Source organism: uncultured Nostoc sp. (assembly GCF_964245575.1).
Taxonomy (GTDB): domain Bacteria; phylum Cyanobacteriota; class Cyanobacteriia; order Cyanobacteriales; family Nostocaceae; genus Nostoc.
Genome location: NZ_CAXTNP010000071.1, coordinates 20,167 through 29,075 on the forward strand (window position 1 = coordinate 20,167; position 8,909 = coordinate 29,075).

Genomic DNA, 8,909 nt, shown 5'->3' on the forward strand with positions numbered 1-8,909 from the left:
CTGTTTTCTAGTTAGCTAAATTAAATATATCGATTATCTAAATACCATTTAGATAATTTGGCGAAAGATGTATTTATCTAACTCATATTCAGAGAAATATTCGCAATCCAAAATCTCAAGTTGTATCATTTATTGAAAGCACAGGTAAAGCTAATTTTACAGCCTCACCTGTACTATGTCGAATTAATTATTAGTCATTAGTTACTAACTAATGACTCTGTTATTTAGCGTTCTTCAATGGGAAGATTACCAGAATTCACATCTAACTCTTCACGACGCACGGTTTCTTGAGTTTCAACTGTCTCTTGATCCACCACTTTTCTTACTCTGACTTCTTCACGCAAAAATGCTTCTTTGCGAACTTCAGCAGTTTCTTCATAGATTTCTACGTGAGCAACTTCGCCTTCACGGAAGTCTGCTTCACGCCCAGAAACGGCAGTACCTGCATCTGCTGGAGTTACACGCTCAATCACAACTCGCTCTCTTTCTACTGGCACTGAAACCCGTGCAGTATCAGTCTCAACGTGCTTACCAATCGTTACTTCTCCAGTTTTTTGGCGGCGTTTGCTAGCAATTAGCCGTTCTTCATACAATTTCAGAGTTTGATGATCTTGCTCATTTAACCCGAATAAAGAAGGCTCTTGCTCGTAATTGTAGCTATCACGATTGTAAGTTGGCGTAACCGGCTGCTGATAGGTTGTATCCACTGGTGCTGTCGCTTCCAATGGTAATAATGGATCTGATGCTAATGATGCATCTACAGGTTGAACGTAGTCTGCGGGTTGGCGATATACCCCACGCACCCGTTCTTCATAATCATAATCAAGCGCATCGCGTTCACTGAACTCAGGTAAATCTTCTGCTTGTTCTCTAGTCAAGCCAATTGTGTAGACGCGATTAACATTATAGTCAATACGGGCACGACCAATTGGCAGTAGCACTTTTTTACCAAAAATCCAGAAGCCTAAATCAACGACTAAATAGCGGAAATGACCTTCTTCATCCACTAAAACATCGCTGACAGTACCAACTTTTTCATCAGTTCCTTGTGTATAAACCCCAAGTCCATTAATGTCCTGACCTTCAAATGTATCGCGATAGTTAGGTTCAAAATCTTGTAATTTGTAAAGTACCATTATATTTTCCTCAAAACTTTTCTTCCCATCTCCTAATAACTAACATTAGCCATTTAATTACTTATTTACCTCCTTCTGGCGAATGAATTATTTTAAAAGTTAAATTATCAAAAGTTATAGATAATATTATCTGATGTCAGAGTCAAGAAAATTCACGTTTCTATATCGTTGAGCGACGAGATGTAAATTTTTTCAAGCGTTATACCAATTGAAAAAATGATTGCGACAAATGGACAGAGAAAACCCAGATACACCAAGCGGTTTCCAATCCAAAATCTAAAATTGTTCGACTTGGCGTTCGCGAGTGCGTCTCCAAGAGTTGCTGAAGTCCAACATCAAAAATGGTATTAGATTCCCGGCTTCTTAGAGAAATCGGGAATCTTGTTGTTGAATACAAAAACACAGGCAAAGTTAATTTTTATCTTTGCCTGGATGATTGTTTCAAATAAATCTAGCAAACTAATTTATTGACCAACTACTTAAATAGCTTCATCTGTAGTGGTGTCATGTTCCTGCACATGTAAATTACCCTCAGTATCAACATCTAACTCTTCTCGACGAATGGTGCTTTGTGTTTCTACAGTGTCCTGTTCTACTACTTTCTTAACCCGGACTTCTTCACGCACAAAGGCTTCTTTACGTATATCAGGCGTTTCTTCGTATACTTCTATGCGTGCTACTTCCCCTTCTTGGAACTTAAGTTCATTGGGATCTACAACCTTTCCTGCTTCTGTTGGTACAACTCGCTCAATCAGAACTCGTTCTTTTTGAATAGGTACTGTAACGCTTGCAGTTTCTGTTTCAATGTGTTTACTAACTGTTACTTCTCCAGTTTTGATCCGGTGTTTGCTGGCAATTAATCGTTCTTCATACAGTCTAAAAGTTTGATGAGCTTGCTCATTCAAGCCGTATAAAGCTGGTTCTGTTTCGTAATTATATGTATTGCGATCGTAAGTTACACCGTTGCTTGGAGAACGAAATACACTACGGACATTTTCTTCGTAATCACGATCAATGATCGCGTCTTCTTTATACTCGACTAAACCTTCTACTTGCTGTCTGCTTAATCCATCAACATAGACGCGTCTTGCAGGATAGTCTATCCGGGAAAGACCAATTGGTAGTAATATTTTCTTACCAAAAAAATCTGAGTTTGTATCAATAACTAAATACCGGAAATGCCCATCGTCATCAACTAAAACATTTGCCACTGAGCCAACTCTGTCTCCTCCTTCGGTGTAAAGATCCAGGGCTTTAAGGTCGTCTTTGCCAAAAGTTTCTCGATAGTTTGGGTCAAAATGTTCAAGTTTGTGAAGAGGCATAGACTGAATCTCAAATCGCTTAAAAGATTTATTTCATATTGTAAAAAATATTTTACTCAGTTTCATCCTGCTGGCGACTGAATCCAATTGAGATATTTTATGGTTTATAGTTCATACCTTATGAGGTAAATACTCAAGTTGAACACTCAGGGCAATCAATAGGAGTATAACTAAAGTGATATAAAACTCTAGCTTCTGCTGGTATAGCGGTTCTCAGTTGAGTAGGTACTGAACCCCATTCCCAACCCCCTAAGGGACTGACAAATAAAAAAATACTCAACTATTTCTTGTAAAGTGGGCGACACGAGCGCCCATAGCTCAATGAAATTCAGGCTGAAGTTTTAAGGCTCTATGATTTGAAGCGATCGCCTGATCATATCGTTGTTTATACCACTTGAAAACGAAAGCTGAGACTTGCCCAATTATTCACATCCAAGATATATGAGTCGGCTGCTGTGCCGTTCATTTCCGCTTTCAGGGCGCTGGCGTTATGCAGGTCTTGTAGCAAGGCTTGTGCAACGTCTAAGGGATTCAACAATGAACCAATCGGCTGTTGTTCGGCTGTGGAATACTTAACAGTACTCAAGGCGGCGAGAGTTTCGCTAAAGGGGGCAGTACTAAAAATCAGTTGTTGTTCGTAAAAGCAAGCTGGGCCTGAAATCAGCCATTCGGAAGCACTATTAGTTTGGGGTAGGGTGAGGGTTTCACCTGGGGGGATGACGACTTGTTTGAGGAGGGGCTTGGTGTCGGCAGTGTTTGCTTCTTGGGGGGTTTCCCAAGAATAAAAGCCAACTGCTGTATGATTATTGTTTAATCCCAGCAAGATTAAATATACTGGGCGATCGCTCTGGTTTTCCACTCGATATTGCATTCGACTACCGATAGGTACAATCGCAGTCGGCAGAGACGCGATTAATTGCGTCTGTACTGATTTTTTTATCGAAGTTTCAGGTTTGAAAGTTCGTATTGTTTCACGCTGCATCACCACCTGTGGTGATATATCACTAATTATTTCTAAGGTTGCCTTGAGAGGCAAGCGGGAAGAACCTTGATTTTCTGTAAGTCGCCATAACTTAGCTGCAAACAAAATTGATAATTTGGGCGCTAACCTTTGCGCTGTTAATTTTACTGCTTCTCCTACTTCCCCGGCGGTATTGGGAATTAGTTCGCCACCAAGAGAAAATAGACCATAACGACTGGAAATTTCCTGTAGCTTGGCAAATACATAATCAGCTGGTTTTTCTCCTGCTATTACGGTGGATACATGGGAAAATCCAGCGAAGGCACTTGTCGCATCTACCCGCTCAATTCTTTCCAATCGAGTATCCAAAGCTATTGTTAAATTAATATTTCGGGGTAAAACCCGGACTGCTTCTTGGACAAATTGCCCGACTTGTAAGGGATTTGCACCTTCAATTTTGGAAATTTGCGCTTTTGCAGTTAATCCAGTGCGCGATCGCAATACTAATTTTTCTGTTGTTTCTAAAGTGAATCGAGAATTAACTCCGTAGTATAACAGCACTTGTGGAGGTAATCCTGCCAACCACAGATGGACTGTTTTACCGTCTTCTTCAATAGCACTCACCACGCCTTCTGCACCAATAATATTGTCTGGAAAAGAAGAGGCGAAACCTAACCCCCCAGCCCCCTTCCCTACTAGCGTTGGGGGAGAATTCAAAGCCTCTCTCCTGTTAGAAGAGAGGTTTTCCAGATTCCCTGGTTGCTGTTTACTACCCAATTTGGATAGAGAATTTTCTACATGGGAGAGGGCGACTTGAATTGTGGTAGCTGGGGTGAATTCCCACAAATACTGCGTCAAGGCGTAGGTAAATAACCCGGCACTAAAACCAGAAAAGAGTCCTTCCCTTGCTGGCTGGTTTGGTTCTGAGGTAGCTGCTAAAACAATCGGAGTGCTGGATTTGTGAGTTTTAAGTTGTTTGAGAAATTCCAGTTCTTCGGCTGCTAGCTTTGCTACTGACTCCTCAAGGGCGCGAATTTTTAATCCTAAGACTGGGCTAGGAGCATAATAGCTGGTATCTAATACTGCTGTTACTTGGTTTGTGGGGAGCGATCGCAATAATAGCAGTAGAGTTTCTTCTAATATATAGTTGACTATTTTATCATCTTGTAATTTCTGACTAAAATTAGCTGTCACCAGAACATTTTGCATTGGATCTGGCGATGTTTCCAATTTGACACGACTGCCATAGCCGCTAAAGTGGAAGACCACCACATCACCGGGTTTAGCTTGCTTGCCCAGGTGATCCAAAAAAGCTGCCTCAATGAATTCCCTGCTAGCTTGTTCCTCAGTTAACGTTAAAATGTCTGACTCTTGGAAACCAAAGCGATGAATCAAAAGTTCTCTTTCTAATTCCACATCCGTCAGACAACCACTGAGGGCTGGAATTTTCGGGTATTGGTTAATACCTATTAACAATGCCAACTTGCGCGGACTAGGTTGTGCCAAAGCCTGATAATAGCGATTTCCCAAAGTTAACCACTCAGCTTCAGTTACCCCCAATACCGCGAGTATTGAGCCAATTTTCTCTAAAAACGTGCGCCGTTTCATAATTAGCTATCAGCCCTCAGCTATCAGTTAGCAGCTTACAGGGCTGAACTCTGTATTGTAAAGTTACAAAAATGTGGGGAGTAGGGGAAAAATCAATTCAAAATTCAAAATTCAAAATTTAAAATTAAAGAACTTCTGCCTCCTCTTTCCCAATGCCCTAAGCTGGTACTTCTATCCGCATTGCCCGCGCCAACTCTGCTGCTACCTCTGGACGAGAAAATTCTGGTGGAGGTAACTCACCGCGCCGCAGCATTTCCCTGACTTTTGTCCCCGATAGGTGAATGCGTTCTTCTGGCCTGCTGGGACTGGTTTTAGATGTTGCCATCTGCTTAGTGCGCGTGCAGTAAAAAGCGTGTTCAAATTTCATCGGCACAATGCCTAATTCGTTTGGCGCAAATTCATCAAAGATATACTGAGCATCGTAAGTGCCGTAATAGTCACCGACACCAGCATGATCTCGTCCGACGATAAAGTGAGTACAGCCGTAGTTTTTGCGGACTAAAGCATGGAATATAGCCTCACGAGGCCCAGCATAACGCATTGCGGCGGGATTGATTGCCAAAGTTACCCGGTCTAAGGGGTAGTAGTGTTCTAGCAAAATTTCATAGCAGCGCATCCGCACGTCAGCAGCAATATCGTCCTCTTTTGTCGCCCCGACTAATGGGTGCAAAAATAGACCATCAACGATTTCTAAGGCGCACTTTTGAATATATTCATGGGCGCGGTGGATGGGGTTGCGAGTTTGAAAGCCGACGATGGTTTTCCAACCCTTGTCTTGAAATAGTTGCCGTGAGGCAACTGGATCGATTTGGTAAGTGGGAAACTGGGGATGAGGTTCGCGTTGCAACAACCAAATATCACCCGCCAGATTTACAGTCCCTTGGTTATAGAGTACTTGCACGCCAGGATGATTGACATCATTAGTACGGTAGACTTTTATTGCTTCGCGGATTTTGTCGTAGTGATATTTTTGCGTAAGTTGCAAAACTCCGATAAATTCGCCTATCGAGTTATCCAGACGGATTAAGCCGCCTTCTGGCAACGGTGAAGCTACTTCTTCACTGACCGATAGTGTAATCGGGATTGACCACACAAGACCGTTAGCTAATCGCATTTCTGTCACAGTGCGATCATAGTCTTCTTGGTTCATAAAACCCGTGAGTGGACTAAAAGCACCGATCGCAATCATTTCTAGATCAGAAACGGCGCGATCGTCAAGTTGCACTCGCGGCAAAAAGTCAGCTTTTGAGAGAAACTCTGCTCTTTGTTCTGGTGTGGCGATACGGTTAACCAACTGTCCACCGTGGGGGGCTATGGCATCTGGATTCTGACTCAACGTAATCCCCTCTCTGCTTTTACTGTTATTGTTTCAGATTATGTACTAACTTATCAAATGCTGGTACGTAGAGAAAAAGAGTTTAGGGATATAAAGGTCTAGAAACTGGGTTCTGGGTTCTGAAATTGGTATCAGCGCTCCAAGAGATTGGGGATATACCCTAACAAAAAACTCCCCTCAAGTGAATCAAGAGAGTCTAGATTAGTGAAGAGTTATTGCATTTCTAACAGTCCTATCACTTGCTCCAGTTTCATCTTAGCCATGTGCAAAGCTAGCAGTTTCTCTTGATCATATCTGTCTGGATAGTTCATTCTCCTTCCCTCAAGAGTGATTTTGATGAGTGCTGACTGTTCATCGGTAGGTGAACCCATTTCATCAATTGCAGTGCTTATTATCTGGATAGTGTTAAAGTCAGGAGTCTTCAATCCCCTTCCTTGTCTCATCTGCTGTAGCGCTAGTTGGGGAAATGCCATTAGAGATACGATGAAGCTCGTCTTGTAACCTGGGTTTCCTGTAGAAATTATATTTGCAGGACATCGCGGTTGTGGCAAGTCTAGTCTGCTGGCGAAATTTTCTCACAAAATGAAGCAGCAGGGATATTTTGTTGCTTTCTTTTCTGTTTCTGACTTGATTGAAATGTCAGATGTTAACCATGTCAATATTTTATATGCTATTACTTTGACTCTATTGAGTCAAGCCACTCAAGCTCAAATAGAAATCTCCGAAAATATTAGAAAATCTCTTTTAGAATGGTTCACTACCACTCAGACAGAGACAGTTACCAAAGATTTAAAATCTGAGATCGGAGTGGGTGGTGATTTCTTGAAAATTATCACTGCCAAGCTCAAAAATGAAGCGACGTTTCGGGAAGAAATTAAAAAGACTTACGAACGTAAGGTTTCTGAACTCGCCCGCAAAGCTGATGAAATTGCCTCTATTATTCAAGTTGCTACTGGCGGTAAGCAAGTTCTAATCGTAATTGATGACTTGGATAAACTTGATTTGAGTTTGGTTGAAGATATTTACAAAAACAACATTAATTCTTTATTTCTACCGAAGTTTCAGATTATCTATACAATTCCTATTTCGGCAATTCGCAATAGTGAATTACTCTCCATTCTCCAATCTGTTGTGTCTCGGCCTCAGTTGATGGCTGTTTGTAAGTTCTTCAATCCAGGAGACAGCCGCAAACCTGACGGAGTACCCAAGGAACCACTGATTAACTTGTTTTTGCAAATTCTTCAAAAGCGCATTCCAGAAGAATTAATTGAACCGGAAACCGCAAGGCAAATTGTCCTCACCAGCGGCGGTGTAGTGCGAGAATTGGTGCGAATAGCTAGAGAATGTTGCTCTCAGTGTTTGTTGCTGATTCGTTCTGAACCAGAACGTTCAGATATCAAAATTAATCAAGAAGTTCTGCAATTAGCAGTCAAAGATTTGCGGAATGAATTTGCCCGTCCCTTGGGTGAGAATTTGATTAGCATATTAGTAACGACATACAAAAATCTCACACCCCAAGATGCCAAAAGTGACGATTTTCTCTCGCTGCTGCATGGATTATACGTGCTGGAGTATGAGAATGATGATTTGTGGTATGACGTGCATCCCATTGTAGTAGAGATACTCAAGCGCAAGCAGCTGATTTAATCATGTTAACTGATGATCCAAAAGCAGAAAATCAACGGAATTATCAGAAGTTAATCGTAGCCCTAGAAGCCAGTCAGGGTATTCTAAACTTGCTGATTGCGGTTTGCAATGACCGCAATTTACGCGAAAAATTGATTCAGCAATATGAAACTGAACTTAGACAGCAGGATTTTCTTACCTATCGGATAAGGGTACGCAATCAAGACCCCAGTTTACGCTATGCGGTGGCGCAGTTAATAGAAGTAGAGCCAGATTTACAACAAAATAAACCTGCGGTAATTACAGTATTAGGTATAGATGAGTTGCTGTCGGTAAAGCTAGATGCACCCAAATCAGAGGAAGACAGGTTTTTTGGTTACTTACAATGGACAAGGGAAGCACTGCGACAATTTCACTTTCCGATTGTGTTGTGGTTAACTGAACCAATATTGGTTCGCTTGGTGGAAAAAGCGCCGGATTTTTGGAGTTGGCGGGGTGGAGTGTTTTGGTTTAAAGGGGAGTCTGTGCTTCAAGAATTAGCAAGCGTGAATTCACAATATATATCAAAGACGATACCAGAGGAACCAGGCGGTTTACCTCTAGAAGAAATTTTACGACTCATTGAGCAAATTGAAGCCCAAGAGAAAGAAGCACCATTACTCGCAACGCTTTATGAGAGTTTAGCAGAAGCTTATGAACAGCGCTATCACAGTCAGCAAGAACGCCAATTGGCAATTAAGGCATACGAAAAGGCGATCGCTTTGCAAACAAAGTTGGGGTTAAAGGCTGATTTAGCTAGTAGCTTGGAAAAGTTAGGAAATCTCTATTTTGAATTTCAAAATGAGGTCAAACTAGCTAATGATTGTTATCAACAGGCACTCTTAATTTACCAGGAAATAGGCGATCGCTTGGGGGAAGCC

The 8,909-nt window shown here is 41.6% G+C and carries 6 protein-coding genes and 1 pseudogene; 2 read left to right on the forward strand and 5 right to left on the reverse strand.

What is annotated here, in order from left to right:
- Positions 1-224: 224 nt before the first annotated feature.
- The 5 genes from ACFFAP_RS13600 to ACFFAP_RS13620 form a co-directional block, all read right to left on the reverse strand.
- Positions 225-1,136, reverse strand: a complete 912-nt coding sequence (locus ACFFAP_RS13600; RefSeq protein ID WP_375511722.1) for a DUF2382 domain-containing protein — start codon at positions 1,134-1,136, stop codon at positions 225-227.
- Between the two features lie 479 nt (positions 1,137-1,615).
- Entirely contained in the window at positions 1,616-2,458 is an 843-nt protein-coding gene (locus tag ACFFAP_RS13605; protein ID WP_375511723.1) for a DUF2382 domain-containing protein, read from the reverse strand.
- Between the two features lie 385 nt (positions 2,459-2,843).
- Positions 2,844-5,027 (reverse strand): caspase family protein, encoded by a 2,184-nt coding sequence (locus ACFFAP_RS13610; protein ID WP_375511724.1) that lies wholly within the window; start codon positions 5,025-5,027, stop codon positions 2,844-2,846.
- 157 nt (positions 5,028-5,184) lie between these two features.
- A complete protein-coding gene (sat, locus tag ACFFAP_RS13615) occupies positions 5,185-6,363 on the reverse strand; it encodes a sulfate adenylyltransferase (protein WP_375511725.1) in 1,179 nt (392 codons plus the stop codon).
- A gap of 212 nt (positions 6,364-6,575) precedes the next feature.
- Complete coding sequence (locus ACFFAP_RS13620) at positions 6,576-6,914, reverse strand: hypothetical protein (protein ID WP_375511726.1); 339 nt, start codon at positions 6,912-6,914, stop codon at positions 6,576-6,578.
- Positions 6,915-6,945: 31 nt separating this feature from the next.
- On the opposite strand from ACFFAP_RS13620, the gene ACFFAP_RS13625 reads away from it, so the two are divergent.
- On the forward strand, positions 6,946-8,010 hold the full coding sequence (locus ACFFAP_RS13625; protein ID WP_375511727.1) for an ATP-binding protein: 1,065 nt from the start codon (positions 6,946-6,948) through the stop codon (positions 8,008-8,010).
- 2 nt (positions 8,011-8,012) lie between these two features.
- Positions 8,013-8,909 (forward strand): annotated as a pseudogene (locus ACFFAP_RS13630) (tetratricopeptide repeat protein); the annotation flags it as partial.

Bases quoted from the DNA above. Each gene is read 5' to 3' on its own strand.
- ACFFAP_RS13610 (WP_375511724.1), bottom strand. From the start codon at position 5,027: ATGAAACGGCGCACGTTTTTAGAGAAAATTGGCTCAATACTCGCGGTA.
- ACFFAP_RS13600 (WP_375511722.1), bottom strand. From the start codon at position 1,136: ATGGTACTTTACAAATTACAAGATTTTGAACCTAACTATCGCGATACA.
- ACFFAP_RS13625 (WP_375511727.1), top strand. From the start codon at position 6,946: ATGAAGCAGCAGGGATATTTTGTTGCTTTCTTTTCTGTTTCTGACTTG.
- ACFFAP_RS13605 (WP_375511723.1), bottom strand. From the start codon at position 2,458: ATGCCTCTTCACAAACTTGAACATTTTGACCCAAACTATCGAGAAACT.